Here is a 22,070-nt window from a genome sequence, read left to right on the forward strand (position 1 = left end):
CCCCGACAATGCCGCCGTCAATTGCGTGGAAATACCCCTGCGGGTGTTACCCTACATCCCCCATGGGCAAACTGATTTCAAAGCACGTGCCGGTTTCGTCACTGGATTTCAGGACGAGATCACCGCCGTGGCCGCGGATGAGCTCGACCGCAATCGCAAGGCCAAGACCGGAGCCTCCCTTGCGCGCGCCACCCTGGAAGGGCTGGAACAGATGTTCACGCGCCTTGGCAGGCAAACCGGGGCCGGTGTCGGTCACGGTGATGTGCCAATCGCTGTCATCTGCACGGGCAGCCACGCTGATCTCTCCCGGGGTTCCGGTAGCCGCCAGTGCTTGTCGTGCATTGCGGACCAGATTGGACAGAACCCGGTAGATCTGTTCCGCATCGCCGCGCACAACCATCCCCGCAGGGACATCTTCTGACAGGCTGATTTCTGCCTCTCCAATGGCCAGCCGCTCGGCTTCAAGCACTTCGCCGGTCAGTTCCGCAAGGTTGAATAGAGTCAAACGCGGCGCGGGTTCCTCGGCGCGGCCAAAGGCCAACGTGCCTTCGCACAGGCTTACCGCGCGTGTGATGGAGTTCACCAGCTTCGGCGCCATACGTTTGACCGTTGGGTCCTCGGACATCTCGATGCGATCCGTGAACAACTGCGCGGAGGTCAGGATATTGCGCAGGTCGTGGCTGACTCGCGCCACCGCGCCGCCAAGCTGAGCAAGCCGCTCCTTTTGCTTCAAAGCCTGAGTCAGTTGCGTTTGCAGCGATTGAAGCGCAGTTTCCGCCTCGCGCAGTTCCTTGACCCCGGCGGACGGCTTGATGATCCGGCGGGCATCCTCCGGTGCGGCGGCATAGGTCTGCATATGCCCCACAACCCCCTTGATCGGCTTCACAAGGAAACTGCGGACCGCAAGGAAGAGAAGAACCGCGGTAAAGATCGAAATGACCGCGGAGAGCAGCAAGATCCGCAAGCCGTAATCAATCATCGCCATCCGCAGACCGACAGTTTCCATCGTCACTTCGATCTGCTGCCCGGCATCGCGGAACGGGTTGCCAAGAACGCGGATCATGCGGTTTTCACGATCCGTCAACCGGCCCATCGCGTCCATGATCAACTCGGTCGCTGGCGGATCCCGCAGGTCAAAACTGTCGTGGATTTCACCGGGTACCGGCGATGAGAGGACCAGTTGTCGCATCTCGTCCCGACGCAGCACGACATTGAACACACCGGCATTCTCCAGAAGTTCCTCTTCGAGCTCCGGGCTGATCATGTCATCCGCCAGCAGCGCGAGAGAGGCAATCTGCGCCCGCTCAAGGCGGGCCAGCAGGTAATCCTCACGAAAGCGGGCAATCGACGGGACGAAGATCAAAACCTCGGCCAGCATGACGAAGATCGTCGTCAGTATCAGGAATCTACCGGAAAGCGAATTCAACATGTTTCTGTCGTATCAGGGTAGCCAACGCTGGACCAGACGCACCACTTTTTTGACCGTATCATTCTCGAACAGCCTTGGAGTGAAATAGGCGCCTGCAGCGCGTTTGTTAACCTCTCCGATGGTCGGATATGGAGAAACCATCGCCGAAACCTGGCTCATCTTGAGATTATTGGCAATCGCGAGCGACCACAGGTTAATGAGCTCCCCGGCCTGATGGCCTGCAATCGAGACGCCCACGGGGCGACCTTTGACAACCATCACCTTGATCAGACCACGTGTTTTGCGCTCGGCTATGGCGCGGTCGTTGTGCGAGAACTCAAAGCGCGCGATCTCCAGCTTGTCACCATGTGTTTCGCGCGCCTGCGCCTCGGTCAGACCGACCTGTGCCAGTTCGGGCTGGGTGTAGGTCGCCCAGGGAACGTGTTTGGTTTGCGCCTTGGCGGGCAGACCAAACAGGGCGGAACGGATGACAATGCCCGCGTGGTACCCGGCCACATGGGTGAACTGCAGACCGCCCGCCACGTCGCCAATGGCATAGACGCGCTTGTTCGTGGTCTTCAGGCTGTCATCGACCTTGATCCCCGTGCGGGTGGTTTCGATCCCGGCTGCCTTGAGGTTCAGCCGGTCCATGTTGGCACGGCGGCCAACAGCCACCAGAACATGTGAACCGGTGAAACTGCCTTTTCCGGTCTCAACTGTAATCGCGCCTTCTGTGCCAGAAATCGATGTGGCCTGTGCCTCTTCGACGATCTCCACGCCTTCTTCGCGCAGGGCATCCAGAACAACGGCAGCCATCTCCGGGTCATCCTTGCCCAACGCTTTCGCGCCCTCGATGACGGTCACCTTGCTTCCCAAACGCCGGTGCGCCTGCGCCATTTCCATGCCGATGGGGCCGCCCCCGATAACCAGCAGGTGTTCGGGCCGCTCGCGCAGTTCCCAGAGCGATTCATTTGTCAGGTAAGGCACATCGGCCAAACCCTGGATCGGCGGCACAAAGGGCGAGGACCCCGTCGCAATCACAATGCGCCGCGCGGTGATGCGCGTGTCGCCCGCCTGCACTTCTGTCTCAGAGATGAACTCACCGAACTCGCGGATCACCCGCACGCCCAGCCCTTCAAAGCGTTCCTGGCTGTCGACCGGTTCGATGGTCGCGATCACATCAGCCACATGATCCTTGGCGGCGGCATAGTCGACTTGTGGCAGAGTATCTGCAACGCCGTAGGGTGCAGCGTGGCCCATGGCATAGGCGGTTTTGGCGCTGGCGATCAGGGCTTTTGACGGGACACAGCCATAGTTCAGGCAATCGCCGCCCATCTTGTGCCCTTCAAGCAAGGTCACATTCGCGCCCATCTGGGACGCCCCCGCCGCGACGGACAGCCCGCCGGAACCTGCGCCAATCACCAGAAGATCGGTTTTGAGAGTTTTCATACCCATGGCTCAGATCTCCTTCTTGCCGCGAATGGCCTTGATTACAATCGGCAGAGCCGCCAGTGCCGCGAGGCCAAGGATGGGACCGATCACATGCGGCGCCCAAAGCAGCGACAGGTCCGGCGTCTCGCCCCGGTCAAACACTTCGCCAAGGCCAACCCCGATAGAGGTGAAGACAAACGCACCAGGGATGATGCCAAGGGCCGTGGTCATCAGGAAGTTGCGGAACTTCACGCCAACAAGGGCCGGAAGCAGGTTGGCCACGAAGAACGGCACCACGGGAACAAGGCGCAGCAGAAACAGAACACTGACTTCATTCTCTTGGAGGCCATTCTTGAGCTTCTTGACGGTGCCTTCGGAGGTTTCCAGTTTGGCAGACAGAGCCTGTCCCAGCCCTGCCCGCGCCGCAAGGAAGATCGCCACTGCACCAATCGTCGCCGCCACAACGTTGAAGAGCGTGCCGGCCCAAAGACCAAACAGGAACCCGCCCGTGACAGACGCCACCGCCGCTCCGGGCAGCGAGAAGGCCACGATCACGATATAGACGGCAACAAAACCAAGCGCCATCAGAGCAAAATGGCTGTCGCGCAGGTTCAGCAGCGCCTCGCGGTTGTCGCGCAACGTGTCGAAGGTCAGGTAGTCACCCAAGGTGAAAAAACCGATAACGGCCACCGATAGAATGGTCAGCAAAGGCAGGTGGCGCTTTAATCCGGCGGCGGGTGTGGGTTGTGTCATATCACTCATGGGTTTGGGGCCTTGTTTTGTCGAACATGGCCTAAACATGCGGTTAAGCGCAGCCGGTTGTGAGGATTCTCACGCCCGCTTGATCCGTTTGCCCGCTCCCGTGATGAAAAGAGGGGGTAATCGACAGGACTGTAACAATTGCATGGTCTTCGGAACGGGAAATGTTGCATTTCACGCCCGATCTGCGTTTGACATGTCAGCAAGTGCCCCCTATAGCACGGGCTTCGAATGCACTGGCCTGCGAATCCATCGTCTTGGCCACCGATACGGAGTAGCCGCGATGAAACGCACCTTCCAGCCGTCGAACCTCGTTCGCAAGCGCCGCCACGGGTTCCGTGCGCGTATGGCCACCAAGGCCGGCCGCAAAATCCTGAACGCGCGCCGTGCTCGCGGCCGCAAGTCGCTGAGCGCTTAAGGCTTGGCCGCTTCGCTGATGGCGGGGCGTGGATCGACCAATGAAAAGGCCGCCCCGGTTAAATCCGAGGCGGCCCTTTTGCCTTTGCAAGTCTTGCAGAAACGCAGTGATTTTCTCAAGGCGGCCCGCGCCGGCCGCGCCCCCTGCCCGGCTTTTCTGCTTCAGGCCCGTCAACGACGCGCCGGCGAGGCGGATGGTGTACGTGTCGGCTTCACCTGCTCCAAGAAAGTTGGCAACGCCGTCGCCCGCAACCGCGCCAAGCGCCGCCTGCGCGAAATCGCCCGTCTTGTCCTGCCAACCCTTGGCAAACCGGGTTGGGATTATGTCCTGATCGGACGCGCCGATCATACAGCAACGCGAGATTTCCATTCCATGCAAGAAGACCTGCGCCACGCCCTGGCCCGTGTCCACGCAGCGCGCAAGTGAGTCCGCTCGCCCATATCGCCGCCGTACCGGTCAGGCTGTACCGCCTGTTTTTCTCGCCTTGGGTCGGCCACGGATGCCGATATCAGCCGACCTGTTCGGCCTATGCTTTGGAAGCGCTGGAAAAACACGGCGGGATCAAAGGCAGCTACCTCGCCATTCGGCGCATTCTGCGGTGTCATCCTCTCGGCGGATCGGGCGTCGACAACGTACCGGACTAATCCCGCTTTTCCAGCTTCCAATAGGATTCGATGAACCGTTCCTTGCCGACCAGTTTCCAGGTCCCGGAAGCGCCGTTTGCCATCCTGACCTTTCCGGTGCTGCCCAGAGACGCCTCGTCGAAACCAACCTCCGGGACGAAGAGAACCGCGAGCGGCTTCCCGCCCTGCTGCGGCAACACATCCCCGAACAGCCCCAGTTCCTTGCCCTTCCAGAACGTCATGCCCACGTCCCGCCCCAGCACAGACGCCGGTTCCGCCGCCCAGACCGCCGGGCCTTCGAACCAGGGAATAGCGACGTAAACGCCCGCCTCACCTTTCGGGGTCTCCAAAATGAACCGAAACCGGGATTCGTCTTTTGGACTGTCATTTCTGGTCATTTCCGCTCCCTCTTTTTCCACCTTACCCTGCAGTGAAGCGACCGCCTTGCCCATGATCCACCTCAAAGCCGCTTGTCGTACAAACAGCCTGACTGTATGCCCGGCCCCATGCTTGATGACGCCGACGACATTCACCCGCTGTTCCACGGAGCCCCCAAGAGCACGGAGTTCAAGAAACTGCGCAAGCGGCTTGTTCAGAACGTGCGCGAGGCGGTCGAGCAATACGGCATGGTCGAGCCGCGCAGCGACGGCAGCACGCCCAAATGGCTTGTGTGCCTGTCCGGCGGCAAGGACAGCTACACGCTTCTGGCGATCCTCCACGAGTTGAAGTGGCGTGGATTGCTGCCGGTTGACCTGCTCGCCTGCAACCTGGATCAGGGACAGCCGGGTTTTCCCGCGACGGTGCTGCCAGAGTTTCTTGAAAAAATGGGTGTGCCCAACCGGATCGAGTATCAGGACACCTATTCCATTGTCATGGATAAGGTCCCGGAGGGGCGCACGTTTTGCGCGCTTTGCTCCCGCTTGCGCCGCGGCAACCTGTATCGAATCGCCCGGGAAGAAGGGTGTAGTGCGGTCGTATTGGGCCATCATCGCGACGATATTCTTGAGACCTTTTTCATGAACCTTTTTCATGGCGGGCGGCTGGCAACGATGCCCCCGAAACTGGTCAATGAAGAGGGCGATCTCTTTGTATATCGCCCGCTGGCGCATGTGGCCGAAGCCGATTGTGAGCGGTTTGCCACAGGTATGAATTACCCGATCATACCTTGTGACCTGTGCGGAAGTCAGGACGGATTGCAAAGGCAACAGGTCAAGCAAATCCTTGATTTATGGGAGAAAAATAGCCCAGGGCGGCGACAGGTGATGTTCCGCTCGCTAATGAATATCCGTCCGTCTCACATGCTTGACCCCAAGCTTTTCGATTTTGCCGGCCTCATGCGATCCGGCAAAGACAAGAATTTGCCGTAAATCCTTCTGCGGCGTTAAGAACCGGGTTACTCATTTCACCTAGTTTCCGTTCCAATGCACTGGAAAGGAAACCGTATGAAGGCCGCGTGGAAAGCACACGTCAGCAATATGCGCATTGCCCTGCGCAGGAGCCTCTATGGCCCGCAGGCACTCGCCTTTCTGCCCGCCGCTGCCTTGGCATCGTTCTGGCTGGGTGGGGAGCCGTTGTTGTTGATCACAGCACTCGGTCTTCCGCTCCTCTATTTTCTGTCTGGCGGTTTCCCCGTGACACCCGGTATTGCGAACCCCAGCGAAGGACAACGTGACCTTGTCAGCGGTGCCGACGCGGTTGCTATGGCAAACGAAGGACTGCAGACAGCACAAACAGCCCGCCTCGCAACCGCTTGTATTCTCGTGGAAATTGACGGTTTGGAAGAAATTGCAGATCGGTCCGGCAAGAATACTATCGATACCGTAAGGGATCTGACGCTTACTAGACTGCGGAACACGTTGCGCCGCGACGACCGAGCGGTTCGGATCAGCGACAACCGCTTCATGGCCCTTCTGTCCCCGTCCGTTCGCCTTGATCTCGAAGCTTTGCTGCAACTGGCAACACGGATTCAATCGTCGCTCGAAGAACCCGCCACAGTGGACAACGCCATGCGCTACCTTTCCGCCTCCATCGGGTTTTGCGGCAGTCCCAGACTCAAACCCGGCGCCAAGGGCGAAGAGCTTATCGAGGCGGCCCAAATCGCCCTGTCCGAGGCATTGGCGAACGGTCCATCCGCGATCAGGGCTTGGTCCGACAGCATGCGCGCAGCGCATACCGCGCAAAAATCTCTTCAAAGCGAAGTCGACAAAGCTTTGGACAATGGTCAGATTCAACCGTGGTTTCAGCCGCAGGTGTGCACATCTACCGGCGCGATCAGCGGAGTCGAAGCGCTCGCTCGCTGGATTCATCCCGATCGTGGAATCGTCCCTCCTGCTCAGTTTCTGCGATGCCTCGAAGATTCCGGTAAGATGGACCGCCTGAACGAGGTCATTCTGCAACACAGCATGACGGCTTTGCGGAGCTGGGATCAGGCCGGGTTGGACATTCCCCGGGTCAGCGTGAACTTTTCCGAAACAGAACTGCGTGATCCGCGTTTGGCGGAACGTATCCAGTGGGAAATGGACCGGTTTGGGCTGACCCCACACAGGCTCGGCATCGAGGTTCTGGAAACCGTCATCGCCAGTTCGCCAGAAGGAATCGTCGCCCGGAACATTGTCGAGCTCGGCAATCTGGGGTGTCACATCGATCTCGACGACTTTGGAACGGGTCATGCCTCGATTGCTGCGCTCCGCCGGTTCAAGGTGCACAGGCTGAAAATCGACCGCAGCTTCGTGAGCCGCATTGACCGAGACGAGGATCAGCACCGGATGCTCGCAGCCATTCTCGGCATGGCGGACAGGCTGGGCTTGGAAACCCTGGCTGAAGGCGTGGAAAGCGTCGGCGAGCACGCGCTTTTGTCACAACTAGGCTGTGACCACGTTCAAGGTTTTGGCATAGCCCGGCCAATGCCCACTGACCAGATCGTCTCTTGGGCCCGCGAGTATTCCGAAAAAATCGCAGAAGCGCAAAGCCTCGGGCGTCGGTCCGGCTAATCACGAAATCCTTGCTCCAAAGAACGCGGGAAAACGCTTGAATCAGGCCATTTCCCGCGATTCCGCTTGACCTTTTGCCCCGGGAACGGTTGAACCCCGCCAGTATTTCGGAAAGTCAAAGGCGGCCCGCTCCATGGACGATCAGAACAAGAACCTCATCCTTGCCACGGCGCTCAGCTTCGCGGTGATTTTGGTCTGGTTTCTTCTCTTCCCGCCACCTGAGCAGGCATTGGAAGACCCCAACGCTCCGGTCGCTTCGGAAGTTGCCGAGCAGAGCGTTGCCTCCGACGTGGCCAGCGCGCCGACAGTTGCCGATGGAACGCCGCCGGCCAGCAGCGAGGCTGCCGCTTCCGAAACTCCGGATGCGCCGCGTCTGCCGCTCGACACAACACGTCTTGAGGGCTCTATTTCACTCACGGGCGGCCGCATCGACGATCTGCGCCTTAAAGACTACCACGTTTCGCTCGAAGACGGCGCACCGATTGTTCAGGTGCTCGACCCCGTTGGTAGCGAAGCGCCCTACTACGCGCTTTATGGGTGGGCACCCGGATCCGGCCTCGGCCTCGGCGATGTGCCCGGAGCCAACACCGAATGGCGCGTTGAATCCGGCGATACCCTTTCGGTTGATGCACCGGTCACGCTTGTTTGGGAAAGCCCTGCAGGCCTAACTTTCCGTAGAACGATCGCCATCGACGAGAACTTCATGTTCACGGTGACGCAGTCCGTTGAAAACGCGGGTGGTGATGCAGTTTCGCTCGCGCCCTATGGGATCCTGGCTCGACACGGCGAACCGGCCGAACTCAAGAATTTCTTCATTCTCCATGAAGGCGTGGTTGGCATGGCCGACGGCACTCTTGCCGAAATCGACTACGGCGATATGACGGATTTCTCGGTTGTTGCGAGCGAAGGCGCGCGAGCCGAGGTGACCCAGGTTGCCGAAAACGGCTGGATCGGCTTCACCGACCATTACTGGATGTCCATCCTTGTCCCGGCCCCCGGTCAGGCGTTCAAACAGGTTGCGAAATACGACGACCGCCGGGACATCTACCAGACCGAAACCGTGCTCCCGACCGTACAACTCGGTGCCGGTGAAACGACATCGGTTACAACGCAGCTATTCGCCGGTGCAAAGGAATGGGAGACCATTCGCGAATACCAAACCGCAGGCGTTGAAGGCTTCATCGATTCCATCGACTGGGGCTGGTTCTTCTTCCTGACCAAGCCGATCTTCGCCGTCCTGCACTGGCTGAACGCGTTTATCGGCAACATGGGATGGGCGATCATCGGCCTGACTCTCTTCATCAAGGCGCTGCTCTTCCCGCTGGCTTACAAATCCTACGTCTCCATGGCGAAGATGAAGGAACTGCAGCCGGAGATGGAAAAGATCAAGGAGCGCACCGGTGAAGACCGGCAAAAACTGCAACAGGAGATGATGGCGCTCTACAAAAAGGAGAAGGTCAACCCTGCCGCAGGCTGTCTGCCGATCCTGCTGCAGATCCCGATTTTCTTCAGCCTCTACAAGGTGATCTTCGTCACGCTTGAGCTGCGCCATGCGCCGTTCTTCGGCCCGTTCCAGGACCTGAGCGCTCCGGACCCGACAAGTATCTTTAACTTCTACGGCCTGTTGCCTTGGGCGGCACCTGAGCCGACCTCCATCATGGCGCTGATCTTCATCGGTATTCTGCCGCTTCTGCTCGGTATCTCCATGTATCTACAGCAAAAACTGAACCCCGCCCCGACGGATCCGACGCAGAAGATGATCTTTGCCTGGATGCCATGGGTCTTCATGTTCATGCTTGGCGGGTTTGCCTCCGGCCTCGTGGTGTACTGGATCGCGAACAACACGATCACCTTCACGCAGCAGTACCTGATCATGCGCAGCCAAGGCTACAAACCTGATCTTCTGGGGAATATCACCGGCAAACCGAAGGATCCCGAGAAGAAATGACCCGCACCGTCACCGACCTGTATCGGTACCCAATCAAGAGCCACGGATGCGAATCCGTGGCTCAGGTACTTCTTGAGGCAGGCAAAATGCTTCCATGGGACCGGATATGGGCCGTGGCGCATGAGAAGTCCGAAGCCGATGGGGCAACCTGGGTGCCGTGCCAGAATTTCTCGATCGGTTCCAAAACCGCGGAGCTCGGCGCGATATCCTCTCGGCTCGACGAAAACACGAGCCAAGTGACGCTTTCGCACCCCAAACGGGACGACCTGACCTTCAGCCCGGACACCGAAGGCGACAAGTTGATTGCCTGGACCATGGGACTGGTTCCGGAACACCGCGCACAACCAGCACGCGTCGTGCGGGCGCGGACTGATGCTTTCTCGGACAGCGACTTTCAGAGCGTAACCCTGTGCAACCTTGCTTCACACCGGGCCGTCGAAGACAAATTAGGCCATACGCTGTCCCGCCAGCGCTGGCGTGGAAACATCTGGTTCGAAGGCGAAACAGCCTGGGAAGAATTCGATTGGCTCGACCGCGACGTTCAAATCGGTGAGGCTGTTCTACGTGTCCGTGAACGCACGGACCGCTGTCTTGCCACCCACAACAATCCTGAGACGGGGCAGCGCGATGCGCATGTTCTTGGCACGCTGGATCGTTTTGGACACCGGGACTTCTCGGTGCGGGCCGAAGTGATCAAGGGCGGGTGTGTCTGCCCCGGAGATAAGGTAACGCCGCTATGATCTCTCTTCCATTTCCACTGGCCGAAGAGCCGGAGCCGCAACAGGTCGAGGCCGCGCGCAAGCTTTTTGCCGGTGAAGTCGACTTCCTCAAAGGTGTCGTCGGGATGCAGCACCTGCCCCCCGATGATCGCATCGAGGTTTGTTTTGCCGGGCGGTCCAACGTTGGAAAATCCAGTTTGATCAACGCGCTGGCCGGCCGCAAGGGGCTCGCTAGGGCGTCCAACACACCGGGCCGCACCCAGGAAATCAACTTCTTCACTCTGGGGGAAGAACGCTACCTGGTTGACCTGCCCGGGTATGGCTACGCCAATGCGCCTGTGGCGGTTGTCGAAAAATGGCAGCGCCTGCTCAAGCAATACCTGTCCGGGCGCGCCAACCTGCGCCGTGCCTTTGTCCTGATTGACCATCGCCATGGCGTCAAAGCCGTGGACGATGAAATCATGACCCTGCTCGATCGCGCCGCTGTGACGTTTCAGGTGGTGGTGACCAAGGCAGACAAGGTGAAGGAGAAGGATCGCGGTAAGGTGTTGGACCAGATCCGCGAGAAGCTCTCAAAACACCCTGCAGCATTCCCGGAACTGATCGTGACCAGCAGTGAGAAAGGTTGGGGCCTGCCGACCTTGCGTAGCATTATCGCCGGGTTGCCCTGAGCCGTTCACCGGGGCAAAGTCAGATCCGATCCTCGCAGGGATACTCCATGAGAAAGCAGAACATGAACCACGACTGGATTGCCACCGCCCGGACGCTGTCCGAGGCGCTTCCTTACCTGCAACGCTACACCGGCGCGATTGTCGTCGTGAAATTTGGCGGCAATGCCATGGGCGATGCGGATGCGATGGCGGAGTTCGCCCGTGATATCGTCCTGATGCGACAGGTTGGCGTGAACCCGGTTGTGGTGCATGGTGGCGGGCCGATGATCAACGATCTGCTGAAGCGTCTGAACATCGAATCGCGGTTTGTGCGCGGCAAACGCGTGACGGATCAGGCCACGGTGGAGGTGGTCGAGATGGTTCTGACCGGCCTTGTGAACAAACGCATTGTTCAGGCGATCATGGATCAGGGCGGACGCGCGGTTGGCCTGTCCGGCAAGGATGATGATCTGATCGTTTGCGAGGCGGACGATCCGGAACTGGGCTTTGTCGGCAAGCCGGTCGAGATGAACGTGCAAGTTCTGCGCGATCTGTTTGATGCCGGGATCATTCCGGTCGTCGCACCGGTCGCGACTGGCACCAACGAAAACGAGACCTTCAACGTGAATGGCGACACAGCCGCGGGCGCGCTGGCGGGGGCGCTTAAGGCCGATCGCCTGCTGCTTTTGACGGACGTCAAAGGCGTCAAGAACGCGGGCGGCGAAGTTGTTACGGAACTGACCCCGGACGAAGTGCGCCGCATGACGGAAGAAGGCACAATCGCTGGCGGCATGATCCCAAAGACGGAAACTGCGCTCAAGGCCATCGAGGAAGGCGTGCGCGGCGTTGTCATCATTGACGGGCGCGTATCGAACGCCTGCTTGCTGGAACTCTTTACAGAGCATGGCTCCGGCTCGCTGATCCGCAAACCAGACTTGCCGCCGCGGGCCTCTTGACCACGCTGGAGCAGATCGAAAATGCCGCGCATGCCTTCGGCCTGTGCGTGCGGGGCCTGACCGCTCCAAAATCCGGAGACAGCGTGCCAGAAGGCACCGAGACCGTGGTGCTTCTGGGACCGGATGAGCCGGCGTTCTGGCGTCGTTTTGCGACGTCTGCAGAGTACTCCGACAACGCACCCGATCCGCTGGATCGCTGGTCTAAACGCATCATCACAGAGTTCGCCTCGGAATGGGGTGGAGTCGGGCTTTTCCCCTCTGATGGTCCGCCCTACCCACCCTTTTTCCGCTGGGCGCTGGACAGCGGACAGGCGTGGTCGTCGCCCGTGCAACTGTTGGTACAGGCTGAGGCAGGGCTGTTTGTCAGCTATCGCGGGGCCGTCGCATTGCCCTTCAAACTGAAGCCGCGGACACTCTCGGAATCCCCTTGCACAGACTGTCCGGCGCCCTGCACCACCGCCTGCCCTGCCGGCGCTCTGGGGCAGGATCAGGACTACGACATCCCGGCCTGCAAGGCGCATATGCGCTCTGCGGAAGGGGCGGGATGTGTTTCGGGATGCCTGGTGCGGCGCGCGTGCCCCGTCTCCCGTAATTTCCGCCGGGACCCTGCGCAATCGGCTTTTCACATGGCGGCCTTTCTGGAAGAGTAGCGCCATGAAACGCCTGATCCTGATGCGCCACGCCAAATCCGACTGGTCCTTCGATCTCGAGGACCACGCCCGCCCATTGAATGCCCGTGGGCAACGGTCTGCCAAGGCTCTGGGAGACTGGCTCCACGAGAAAGGCTACGCGCCGGACCGTGTACTTTGCTCGGATGCGGCACGCACAAAAGAAACACTCAAACGAAGCGCGCTCGACGCGCCCGTGAACTACCTCAGCGCGCTCTACAACGCAGCTCCGGCAACGATTCTCGATCTGTTGTTTGATACGACCAAGGGCGACACGGTCCTGGTGCTAGCGCACAACCCCGGGATCGGGATCCTGATGAGCAGCATCGTCAAATCACCGCCGAACCATCCGAAGTTCGACTTCTGCCCAACCGGCGCGACACTGGTGGTGGATTTTGACATCGATCACTGGACGGAATTGCAACTTGGGTCCGGAAAGGTGGCCGATTACATCGTGCCGCGCGATCTCGTTGAATAACGCCAGCCCATAATAAAAGCCCCCGAAGTTCTTCGGGGGCTTTCTCTGTTTCAGTGTCCGAGGATTTGGCTCAGGAAGAGCTTTGTCCGCTCGTTCTGAGGGTTGTTGAAGAACTCCTCAGGCTCGTTCTGTTCAACGATCTGGCCCTGGTCCATGAAGATCACGCGGTTCGCCACCTGACGGGCAAAGCCCATCTCGTGGGTCACGCAGAGCATCGTCATGCCCTCCTCGGCGAGTTCAACCATGGTGTCGAGCACCTCTTTGATCATCTCCGGGTCAAGCGCCGAGGTCGGCTCGTCAAAGAGCATGATACGCGGCTTCATGCACAGCGAGCGGGCGATGGCCACACGCTGCTGCTGACCACCGGACAGCTGACCGGGGTACTTCAGCGCCTGATCCGGGATTTTCACCTTCTCAAGGAAGTGCATTGCCGTGGCTTCAGCTTCCTTCTTCGGGATCTTGCGCACCCAGATCGGCGCCAGAGTGCAGTTCTCAAGGATCGTCAGATGCGGGAAGAGGTTGAAGTGCTGGAAGCACATGCCGACCTCGGAGCGGATCTTGTCGATGTTCTTGATGTCCGAAGACAGCAGTGTGCCATCAACGGTGATCGCGCCCTTTTGGTGCTCTTCAAGCGCGTTGATGCAGCGGATCAACGTGGACTTACCGGAGCCGGACGGCCCCGCGATAACAATCCGCTCACCGCGATTAACGGTCAGATTGATGTCGCGCAGCACATGGAATGTGCCATACCACTTGTTCATGTTTTCGATGGTGATTGCGATCTCATCCGAGACCGTCATTTCAACATTGTGCGTTTCGGGAAGAACGTCACTCATATCTTCCACTCCTTTTCTTGCGCTACCGCTTTCGCTGCTTGAGCGCGTTATCGATGATCGGTGGCAAGCTTGCGCTCGAGCCACTGTGAATATTGCGAAATGCCGTAGCAGACGGGGAAGAACATCAGGATCGCGAAACCCCAAAGCTCCCAGTACACGCCGTTCCATTCAGTCGAGGCGAGGATCGGCCCGCGGATCATGCCCACAAGGTCGAACATCGAAATAACCGAAACCAGCGTGGTGTCCTTGAACAGGCCCACCGCCACGTTGACGATGCCGGGGATCGAGATCTTCAGCGCCTGCGGCATGATGATCAGCCGCATGGATTGCGCATAGTCGAGCCCAAGGCTGTCCGCCGCTTCGTACTGACCCTTTGGCAGGGCAGCGAGGCCGCCCCGGATCACTTCGGCGATATAGGCCGAGGAGAACATGGTGATCATGATGATCACGCGCAGGATCAAATCGAAGGTGGTGCCTGGCGGCAGGAAGTAGGCCAGAACCACGTTTGCCACGAAGAGCAAGGTGATCAGCGGCACGCCGCGGATGAACTCGATGAAGACAACACATATCCACTTGATGATCGGCATGTCCGACTGACGACCCAGCGCCAACAGAATGCCGATAGGCAGGCTGAGCGACACGCAGACAACCCCGAGGATGAAGTTCAGCATGAAGCCGCCCATGTCGCGCGAAGGCACCTCTGGCAGAGCCAGAACACCGGACATCGCATCACTCAGGAAACCGCCAACAAACCAGACGACGGCGGCAGACACGATGGCCGCGCCAAGCGCCCCGGCAAAGCTTGCGGCTTCCACTTTCTTGAAGGCCATGTAGCCAACGATGAAGCCAAGCAACGCCACCAGCGGTACTACGATGGTCCCGCCCCAGATCAGCCAGAAGGCAATGAACGGGTAGAGCGCGGTGAAGTAGAGCACCTTGCTCGGGACATACATGGCAAAGAGTAGAGGCGCAGCAGCGACGAAGAGCATCACAAAGGCCAGTGTCGGACGCCAGTATTGATCCGGCGGGTACTTGAAGCCGAAGAGGAGTTGGTTCCAGCGTTCGGTCAGAACCGAGAAACAGCCGCCCGTCGCGCCATCAAGGATCTCGCGGCATTCGGCGAGGCTCGCGGTAGTCCATAGACCGCCCATGAGCCACGGCAGGAAACCGGCGAGGATTTTGTAGATGAAGAACAGCGCGATCAAAGTCAGAACCGCGTTGAAGACGTCAGGGAAAAGGTTGTCCCGCACCCACTTCACCGGACCGGTCTGAGAGGCCGGCGGCGCTTCCTGCGGGAGCATTGTGTCGCGGACAAAAGCGACGGATTGAGCCTGTTGGTCAGACATGGATCAGCGCTCCTTCAGCTTCACGGAATTGTTGTAGACGTTCATGATCCCCGAAATGGCGAGGCTGATCGTCAGATAGAACAGCATGAGCAAGAGCACGCATTCGATGGCGCGACCGGTCTGGTTCAGCGTGATACCGCCCAGCGTGCCGGTCAGGTCCATGTAGCCCACCGCGATGGCGAGCGAGGAGTTCTTGGTCAGGTTCAGATACTGCGAGATCAGCGGCGGGATGATGACGCGCAGGGCCTGCGGCAGGATCACAAGGTTCATGATCCGGCGCGGACGAAGGCCGAGGCTGGCCGCCGCTTCGGTCTGGCCTTTGCTGATGGCAAGGATACCGGCACGGACGTTCTCCGCGATGAAGGCCGCCGTATAGATCGACAAGGCCAAAGTCAGTGCGATGAAGCTGTTCCGGGCAAAGATGCCGCCTTTGAAGTTGAACCCCTTGAGTTCAGGGATTTCCCAGGCAAGGCCCATGACCACAAATGCGATCAGCATCGGAACAACCCAGATCCCCAGCGTGAACTGCCAGGTCTTTGGGCGTACACCGGTGGCTTCCTGCTGCGCGGTTGCGCGGGTGCCAATCATGCGTGTGCCAAAAATCGCTGCGACGATCAGCGCGATCACCACAAGCCAACCGGTGCCACCCGAAGCCCATTCCGCCGTGAAATACGGCATCGGCAGGTTAAACCCGCGCCCTGTAAAGGCGAAAAGATCAAGGAACATGGACGCTTCGGCGTTCTCGCCCCGGAAGTCTCTCGGCTGCGGCAGCACCGCGACGAAGACCGCCATAACGATCAGGATCCAGATCAGAACCGGCACGTTGCGGAAGATCTCGACGTAGATCGACATGACCTTGGAGATCAGCCAGTTCTTCGACAGGCGCAGAACGCCGACGACAACGCCGATGATCGTTGCCAGCACACAGCCGACAACCGCCACCAACAGCGTGTTGAGCACCCCGACAATGGAAGCGCGCAAATGCGTGGATTGGCTTTGGTATTCGATCAAGCGCTGGTTGATGTCATACCCGGCAGGTTCGGCGAGGAATTCGTAGGAAATGTTCAAACCAGCATCGGCCAGGTTCTGGAACAGATTGCTCAACAGATAGCCGAAGAGCCCAACAAGGCAGATGAGTGCGATAACTTGAAACGTGTAGGACCGATAGCGCGTGTCGTTGATCAGCTGTGAAGGCCGAAACGACTCGACCGGAGGGTCGGAGAGCGTCGACATAAGGGTATCCCTGTTTTCACCGCTCGTCCCATTTTCGGTGCTTTTCGCACTCTTCGGGATCGGCGGGATTTCTCTTTATTTTGGAAGCGTGCGTTGCAACGCCGAAAGGGAAAGAGGGCGCGGTGTGTCCGCGCCCTCTCCCTCAGTTCGTTTAACGGAACGGCGGGCTGTAAAGCAGGCCACCGTCGGTCCATTGCGCGTTCAGACCGCGCGACAGGCCAATTGCGGTGCTCTCGCCGATGTTGGCTTCAAAGAGCTCTGCATAGTTGCCGCCAGCGGAAATCGCCTTCATCGCCCAGTCAGCGTCGAGGCCGAGCATCTCGCCGAGGTTACCCTCGGAGCCGAGCAGACGGTTGATTTCCGGGTTGTCGGTGCCACCGGACATTTCGCCGATGTTGGCAGCGGTCACACCCAGTTCCTCGGCCGCGATCAGTGCGTTGAGGGTCCAGCGCACGATGTCGCCCCACTCGTGGTCGCCATGGCGCACCAGCGGGCCGAGCGGCTCTTTGGAGATGATTTCCGGCAGAACCACGTGGGCCGACGGATCTTCAAAGGCGGCACGGGTGGCTGCAAGGCCGGAGGCGTCCGTGGTGTAGACGTCGCAGGCACCTTCGAGGTACAGCGGCTGCGCTTCGGCGTTGGTTTCGATCGGAACCGGCTCGTAGCTGATGTTGTTGGCGCGGAAGAAGTCCGCGAGGTTCAGCTCGGTGGTGGTGCCGGTCTGGATGCAGACGGTCGCGCCGTCCAGTTCCTTCGCGGAGGACACACCCAGTTCCTTCGGAACCATGAAGCCCTGACCATCGTAGTAGTTGATGCCGACGAATTCGAACTTCAGGTCGACGTCACGGCTGAAGGTCCAGGTGGTGTTCCGGGCCAGCATGTCGATCTCGCCCGATGCGAGCGCGGTGAAGCGGGTTTTGCCGGTTGTCGGAACGAATTCAACAGCCGACGCATCACCCAGAACGGCGGCTGCAACCGCGCGGCATACGCCGACGTCGAAGCCATCCCATTCACCATTCGCATCCGGCGCGGCAAACCCTACAAGGCCGGTGGTGACACCGCAGTTCAGCTTGCCACGCGCTTTGACATCGTCGAGCGTCGCGGCGGCTGCTGCTGTGGCGGTCAGGCCGGCAACGGTCAGTGCGCCAAGGATTACGGTTTTTTTCATAGTTACCTCTTCCTGTTTTGTCCGCCACGTTGGGCGGTTTTCTTTCTGCCCACAAGTCGGACAGTTATCGGTCTAGAGCGCGAGTGTGCGCCCTATGAGCGTGAGTGTGGGCGAATTTCCGCCAGAACGTCAAGCCATCTTGCCGGGGAAACCGCCAAAGAAGTGAGCAGATGCCGGTCAAGCAAGCAGAGCGTTTTTCAAATTGGTTGCCGAGTCAACGCGTCAGGGCAAAGAAGCGGGCGGCGTGAAGAAACTCGCCTTTTTTATAGGCTGCAAGGGCACTGGCCTCTTCATCTTCGCCCCATTGCTCTTCCTGCCACGTCTCGTCGATGCGCGAACGCAACCAAGCGTCTTCAGCCCTGAGGTGAGCTTCCGCTACGGCAAATCCAAGCACGAGAGAACCCGACAAAGACACAAGATCGTGGAACGCCGCCAGTCCAAACGGATCAAGCGCGTGAACCTGAGCTGAAAGACGGGCCAAAGCGGTCGAATCCTGCGGCGCGTGAATCACCCCGACACGCGGTTCAAGCCGCGCGCCCAGCGCCGTTTCGGCCCAATCGAGCAGCGGATTCCATGCCTCAATCTGACGCTGAACCAGCCCTTCGGGACCATCAGCGCGGTAACACAGCAGATCGCTGTCCCCATACGCTGCGAGCATATCGGCCACTTCGCCGTGTTGGACCGCCACCTTGTCGAGCGCGCTGTTGGCGGTCCGGGTAAAGGGCATCGTTGCCGGATCAACCTTGTCTTCCTGAGCCTGCCACTCCGCCGCAATCGCCTCGGCCAGAGCTTGCGTCGGCACGACAAGTGCTGTTTTCGCAGGGGTCTTCACCCCGCGGCCATCCAACGTGATGGTCCAGCCGCCCTCTGTCGTGGCGACACCCGCGTTCTGCCAAAAGCGTTTCGGGGCCCATTCCGCCATGCGTTTATTCTCCAAGCAAAGTCAGGATCGCGCGTTCGAGCGCGGCGGCGTCATGCACCAGCACGTCCGCACCCGCAAGCGCCTCGTCCGGGTGATACCCCCAGCCAACCGCGATTCCGCGCACGCCCGCGGCGCGCGCCATGTCCATGTCAAAACTGGTATCGCCGATCATCACGGCATTCGTCGCCTCGACGCCCGCTTCCGTAAGAGCTTGCAGCACCATCGAAGGGTTCGGCTTCGACGGGTGATCATCCGCGACCTGCGTCGTGACGAAAAACCCGCGCAAGTCCAGGCTGTCGATCAGGGCATTCAGCCCGCGACGCGATTTGCCAGTCGCGACGCCGAGCAGGATGTCATCTCTGGCATTGAGAGACCGCAGCAGGTCCAACAGCCCCGGGTAGAGCGGCGAGCTTTGAGCGCCGCCCGACATACGCAGCGCCGCATAGCGGTCCTTGTAGGCCTCGACCAGTCGACCAAGTGTCTCCGCGTCCTGCTCGGGAGCCAGTTTGGCCATTGCTTGATCCAACGAGAGACCAACAATCCCCAGAACAGCGTCCCGGCCGGGCGTCTCCAATCCTTCGGCGGAAAAAGCCGCCTCCATTGAGGCCAGAATATCCGCCTGACTGTCGACGAGCGTGCCGTCGACATCGAATATCACCAGCTTCAAATCGGTCAATGCAGCGCCTCGAAGGGGTCTTCGTTGGCGAAACTCTCTTCCCAGCCAAGCGTGTCCCAGCTCTGTTTCATATGCTCCGGAAGCGGCGCGTCGATCACGATCGGTTTCTTGGTCACCGGATGCTGGAAACCCATTGTGCGTGCGTGTAGGTGAAGCTTCTTGGAAATCACGCCCCCAAGCTGCGCGCCCCAGCCGTCGCCAAGGTTTTCCTGACCGGAGCCACCATATTTACCATCGCCGATGATTGGGTGGCCAATCTCGGCCATATGCGCGCGAAGCTGATGTGTGCGCCCGGTCAATGGCTCAAGCGCGACCCAGGCGGCACGGCTGGCGACGCGATACAGCGTGGCATAAAGCGTATGCGCCCGTTTTGCCCCCGGCGTATGGTCCATGTCGCGCGGATGCACGGCAATCATCTTTTCGCCCTCGCCGTAGCGCCCGTGGCCGGGCGCTTTGACAAGGCCAAAGCGGATTTCACCAAGGTAAGGCGTGGGCACGCCGGCGACGAGCGCCCAGTAAATCTTACGCGTTTCCTTGTGCCGCAACGCCGCTGTCAGCCCACGGGCCGCCTCACGCGTGCGCGCCAGCAGCAGAACACCCGAGGTGTCCTTGTCCAGACGGTGGACCAGCTTGGGCTTTTCCTCATACCCGAACTTCAGCGCCTCGGCGAGGCCGTCCACGTGTTTGGTCTGCTTGCTGCCACCCTGCGTCGGCAAGCCCGGCGGCTTGTTCAGCGCGATGACATGATCGTCGCGATAGATGACGCATGATTGGATCATCGCGGCATCTGCCTTGCTCACCGTCGCCTTGGCCTCCGCGGCGCGCTCTGCCTGCTCGGCGGCCACCTGTGCGGGTTCCGGCAAGGGCGGCACGCGGATTTGTTGGCCAACCTCAACACGCGTCGAAGCTTTGGCACGGGCGCCATCTACGCGGACTTCACCTTTGCGGCACATCTTCTCGATGCGCCCCTGACCGACATGCGGGAAATGCCGCTTGAACCAACGATCAAGGCGCTGATCCCCATCGCCGGGGCCAACAGTGACGGTTTGAACGCGGCTCATGTGACGATACTCCGGGCAAACAGAAGACCGGCGAACAATGCGCCGATGGATAGAACGACAGAGGCCAGCACGTAGCCCGCAGCAACCGCAACGGCACCGCGCTCATAAAGCGTGACCGCGTCCAGCGAGAACGCCGAAAAGGTGGTGAACCCTCCCAGCACGCCGGTCATCAACAGCGGCGCATACCGATTGTCTGTCAGGTGCAAAAGCACCACAACAATCACGCCCATGGCAAAGGAACCCGCCACGTTCACGATCAACGTACCCCATGGGAAATCCTTCCCAAGGAGACGCGCGGCCCAAAGGCCGGTCAGATAGCGGCCACTGGCGCCTAGGGCGCCGCCGAGAGCAACTTGCAGGAGCGGTGTCATGCGCGTGCCTTCGCGTGTGACGCCCCTATTGTCAAGGATCGCGCGCGCCGCACCGCTGGAATGCTGGCGTTTGGGCCAAGAAGACGCGGACAGTCAGGACTTGTTCCGCTCGCGGCGCAGTTTGGCAAAGTAGTCGACGCGTTTTTTCAGATCGCGCTCGAAACCCCGCTCTATGGGGTCATAGAACTGCTCGCGCTTCATCTCGTCCGGGAAATAGTTCTGACCAGAGAAGCCGTCCTCGGCATCATGATCATAGGCATAGCCCGCGCCGTATCCCTGCTCTTCCATCAGTTTGGTCGGCGCGTTGAGAATATGCTTGGGCGGCATCAGGGAGCCGGTTTTCTTCGCCGCCTTTCGCGCGGCCTTATAGGCTACATAGTTGGCGTTCGATTTCGGGGCGAGCGCGAGGTAGACAAGCGCTTGGCTCAGGGCCAATTCGCCTTCGGGGCTGCCGAGCCGCTCATAGGTGTTCCAGCTGTCGAGGCAAACCGCCTGCGCCTGCGGGTCCGCAAGGCCGATGTCTTCAACCGCCATACGCGTCATGCGCCGAGCGAGAAAGCGCGGGTCCTCACCGGCTTCAAGCATCCGCGAAAACCAGTAGAGCGCCGCGTCCGGATCAGAGCCGCGCACCGATTTGTGCAGGGCGGAAATCAGGTTGTAGTGCCCATCCCCGGACTTGTCATACTGGGCTGCGCGCTTCATCAGGCGGCTGGTGAGGCCATCGGTGTTGAGCTTGTCCTTCACCGTCCAGCTCATGACCTGTTCGACGAGGTTTAGCAAAGCGCGCCCATCACCGTCTGCCATCTCCAGCAGGGCTTCGCGCGCAGCGCCATCCAGCGGCAAGGCGCGCCCGAGGTCTTTCTCCGCGCGCTGTGCCAGACGCTCCAGGTCAGCGAGGCTGAGCCGTTCCAGAACCAGAACCTGCGACCGGGACAAAAGCGCCGCGTTCAGCTCAAACGATGGGTTCTCTGTTGTCGCGCCAACAAGCAGAATCGTCCCATCCTCCATATGTGGCAGGAACCCGTCTTGCTGCGCCTTGTTGAAGCGATGAATTTCGTCGACGAAGAGCAATGTCCCCTGCCCCGTCTTGCGCCGCAGCTTGGCCGCCTCGAAGACTTTGCGCAGATCCGGCACGCCGGTGAAAATTGCGCTGATCTGGACAAAATGCAGGTCCGTCGCGTCGGCCAGAAGCCGAGCGATGGTGGTCTTTCCCACGCCCGGCGGCCCCCAGAAAATGATCGAGCCAAGCGTGCCTGCCTCCAGCATCACGCCAAGCGGGGCCTCGGGGCCAAGCACCTGCTCCTGTCCGATCACATCGCCAAGCGATTGCGGCCGCAAACGGTCCGCCAGCGGACGAGGCGCTTTGTCAGAGGCGTCTGCGCCCGGTGTGTCAAACAGATCCGCCAAAT

Annotated in this window: 24 protein-coding genes; 11 read left to right on the top strand and 13 right to left on the bottom strand. The window is 59.9% G+C overall.

Features of this window, described 5'->3' with window-relative positions; translation table 11 throughout:
• Positions 1–46 precede the first annotated feature (46 nt).
• Genes E4662_RS03065 through E4662_RS03075 form a run of 3 tightly spaced genes read right to left on the bottom strand, consistent with a single transcriptional unit; the run spans position 47 to position 3,601 of the window.
• Entirely contained in the window at positions 47–1,429 is a 1,383-nt protein-coding gene (locus E4662_RS03065) for a sensor histidine kinase (protein ID WP_136439785.1), read from the bottom strand.
• Positions 1,430–1,441: 12 nt separating this feature from the next.
• Entirely contained in the window at positions 1,442–2,857 is a 1,416-nt protein-coding gene (locus E4662_RS03070) for a dihydrolipoyl dehydrogenase family protein (protein WP_136440231.1), read from the bottom strand.
• A gap of 9 nt (positions 2,858–2,866) precedes the next feature.
• Positions 2,867–3,601 (bottom strand): TVP38/TMEM64 family protein, encoded by a 735-nt coding sequence (locus E4662_RS03075; protein ID WP_136439786.1) that lies wholly within the window; start codon positions 3,599–3,601, stop codon positions 2,867–2,869.
• Positions 3,602–3,881: 280 nt separating this feature from the next.
• Here E4662_RS03075 and rpmH point away from each other — a divergent pair, with 280 nt between their 5' ends.
• The 3 genes from rpmH to yidD are packed head-to-tail and all read left to right on the top strand — an operon-like array spanning position 3,882 to position 4,660.
• Positions 3,882–4,016 carry a 50S ribosomal protein L34 gene (gene rpmH, locus E4662_RS03080; RefSeq protein WP_012177012.1) on the top strand — a complete coding sequence of 45 codons (135 nt, stop codon included), beginning with the start codon at positions 3,882–3,884 and terminating at the stop codon, positions 4,014–4,016.
• An 18-nt stretch (positions 4,017–4,034) separates the two neighbouring features.
• Complete coding sequence (gene rnpA, locus E4662_RS03085; protein ID WP_136439787.1) at positions 4,035–4,442, top strand: ribonuclease P protein component; 408 nt, start codon at positions 4,035–4,037, stop codon at positions 4,440–4,442.
• On the top strand, positions 4,439–4,660 hold the full coding sequence (yidD, locus tag E4662_RS03090) for a membrane protein insertion efficiency factor YidD (protein WP_136439788.1): 222 nt from the start codon (positions 4,439–4,441) through the stop codon (positions 4,658–4,660). The genes rnpA and yidD overlap by 4 nt, the downstream gene beginning before the upstream one ends.
• Here the strand turns inward: yidD and E4662_RS03095 are convergent.
• Positions 4,657–5,037 (bottom strand): hypothetical protein, encoded by a 381-nt coding sequence (locus tag E4662_RS03095; RefSeq protein WP_136439789.1) that lies wholly within the window; start codon positions 5,035–5,037, stop codon positions 4,657–4,659. The two genes, yidD and E4662_RS03095, sit on opposite strands and share 4 nt — an antisense overlap.
• Positions 5,038–5,145: 108 nt before the next feature.
• Here E4662_RS03095 and ttcA point away from each other — a divergent pair, with 108 nt between their 5' ends.
• The 8 genes from ttcA (at position 5,146) to E4662_RS03135 (ending at position 13,048) form a co-directional block, all read left to right on the top strand.
• The gene (gene ttcA, locus E4662_RS03100) at positions 5,146–6,006 is read left to right on the top strand and encodes a tRNA 2-thiocytidine(32) synthetase TtcA (protein ID WP_136439790.1); all 861 of its coding nucleotides are present in this window, start codon (positions 5,146–5,148) and stop codon (positions 6,004–6,006) included.
• A 75-nt stretch (positions 6,007–6,081) separates the two neighbouring features.
• Positions 6,082–7,629 carry a putative bifunctional diguanylate cyclase/phosphodiesterase gene (locus E4662_RS03105; RefSeq protein WP_136439791.1) on the top strand — a complete coding sequence of 516 codons (1,548 nt, stop codon included), beginning with the start codon at positions 6,082–6,084 and terminating at the stop codon, positions 7,627–7,629.
• Positions 7,630–7,762: 133 nt separating this feature from the next.
• The gene (gene yidC / locus E4662_RS03110; protein WP_136439792.1) at positions 7,763–9,577 is read left to right on the top strand and encodes a membrane protein insertase YidC; all 1,815 of its coding nucleotides are present in this window, start codon (positions 7,763–7,765) and stop codon (positions 9,575–9,577) included.
• On the top strand, positions 9,574–10,317 hold the full coding sequence (locus E4662_RS03115; RefSeq protein WP_136439793.1) for an MOSC domain-containing protein: 744 nt from the start codon (positions 9,574–9,576) through the stop codon (positions 10,315–10,317). Before yidC ends, E4662_RS03115 begins: the two co-directional genes overlap by 4 nt.
• Entirely contained in the window at positions 10,317–10,967 is a 651-nt protein-coding gene (yihA, locus tag E4662_RS03120) for a ribosome biogenesis GTP-binding protein YihA/YsxC (RefSeq protein ID WP_136440233.1), read from the top strand. The genes E4662_RS03115 and yihA overlap by 1 nt, the downstream gene beginning before the upstream one ends.
• Before the next feature lie 47 nt (positions 10,968–11,014).
• Positions 11,015–11,902, top strand: a complete 888-nt coding sequence (argB, locus tag E4662_RS03125; RefSeq protein WP_136439794.1) for an acetylglutamate kinase — start codon at positions 11,015–11,017, stop codon at positions 11,900–11,902.
• Positions 11,899–12,552 carry a ferredoxin gene (locus E4662_RS03130; RefSeq protein WP_240705102.1) on the top strand — a complete coding sequence of 218 codons (654 nt, stop codon included), beginning with the start codon at positions 11,899–11,901 and terminating at the stop codon, positions 12,550–12,552. The genes argB and E4662_RS03130 overlap by 4 nt, the downstream gene beginning before the upstream one ends.
• A gap of 4 nt (positions 12,553–12,556) precedes the next feature.
• On the top strand, positions 12,557–13,048 hold the full coding sequence (locus E4662_RS03135) for a SixA phosphatase family protein (RefSeq protein WP_136439795.1): 492 nt from the start codon (positions 12,557–12,559) through the stop codon (positions 13,046–13,048).
• 50 nt (positions 13,049–13,098) lie between these two features.
• On the opposite strand, the gene E4662_RS03140 is transcribed toward E4662_RS03135, so the two are convergent.
• The 9 genes from E4662_RS03140 to E4662_RS03180 all read right to left on the bottom strand — a co-directional run bounded on the left by E4662_RS03140 (position 13,099) and on the right by E4662_RS03180 (position 22,068).
• A complete protein-coding gene (locus E4662_RS03140) occupies positions 13,099–13,848 on the bottom strand; it encodes an amino acid ABC transporter ATP-binding protein (RefSeq protein WP_136440237.1) in 750 nt (249 codons plus the stop codon).
• A gap of 83 nt (positions 13,849–13,931) precedes the next feature.
• Positions 13,932–15,230 (bottom strand): amino acid ABC transporter permease, encoded by a 1,299-nt coding sequence (locus tag E4662_RS03145; protein WP_136439796.1) that lies wholly within the window; start codon positions 15,228–15,230, stop codon positions 13,932–13,934.
• A gap of 3 nt (positions 15,231–15,233) precedes the next feature.
• Positions 15,234–16,463 (bottom strand): amino acid ABC transporter permease, encoded by a 1,230-nt coding sequence (locus tag E4662_RS03150; RefSeq protein WP_136439797.1) that lies wholly within the window; start codon positions 16,461–16,463, stop codon positions 15,234–15,236.
• A gap of 151 nt (positions 16,464–16,614) precedes the next feature.
• A complete protein-coding gene (locus tag E4662_RS03155) occupies positions 16,615–17,631 on the bottom strand; it encodes an amino acid ABC transporter substrate-binding protein (protein WP_136439798.1) in 1,017 nt (338 codons plus the stop codon).
• A gap of 214 nt (positions 17,632–17,845) precedes the next feature.
• Positions 17,846–18,553, bottom strand: a complete 708-nt coding sequence (locus tag E4662_RS03160) for an ATP12 family chaperone protein (RefSeq protein WP_136439799.1) — start codon at positions 18,551–18,553, stop codon at positions 17,846–17,848.
• A 4-nt stretch (positions 18,554–18,557) separates the two neighbouring features.
• On the bottom strand, positions 18,558–19,229 hold the full coding sequence (locus E4662_RS03165) for an HAD-IA family hydrolase (RefSeq protein ID WP_136439800.1): 672 nt from the start codon (positions 19,227–19,229) through the stop codon (positions 18,558–18,560).
• A complete protein-coding gene (locus E4662_RS03170) occupies positions 19,226–20,290 on the bottom strand; it encodes an RluA family pseudouridine synthase (RefSeq protein ID WP_136439801.1) in 1,065 nt (354 codons plus the stop codon). The genes E4662_RS03165 and E4662_RS03170 overlap by 4 nt, the downstream gene beginning before the upstream one ends.
• The gene (gene crcB, locus E4662_RS03175; protein ID WP_136439802.1) at positions 20,287–20,661 is read right to left on the bottom strand and encodes a fluoride efflux transporter CrcB; all 375 of its coding nucleotides are present in this window, start codon (positions 20,659–20,661) and stop codon (positions 20,287–20,289) included. Before crcB ends, E4662_RS03170 begins: the two co-directional genes overlap by 4 nt.
• A gap of 93 nt (positions 20,662–20,754) precedes the next feature.
• Positions 20,755–22,068, bottom strand: coding sequence for a replication-associated recombination protein A (locus tag E4662_RS03180; RefSeq protein WP_136439803.1), 1,314 nt, complete (start codon positions 22,066–22,068; stop codon positions 20,755–20,757).
• Positions 22,069–22,070 lie beyond the last annotated feature (2 nt).

This window comes from Pacificoceanicola onchidii, from assembly GCF_004804335.1.
In the GTDB taxonomy this organism is placed as follows: Bacteria; Pseudomonadota; Alphaproteobacteria; order Rhodobacterales; family Rhodobacteraceae; genus Pacificoceanicola; species Pacificoceanicola onchidii.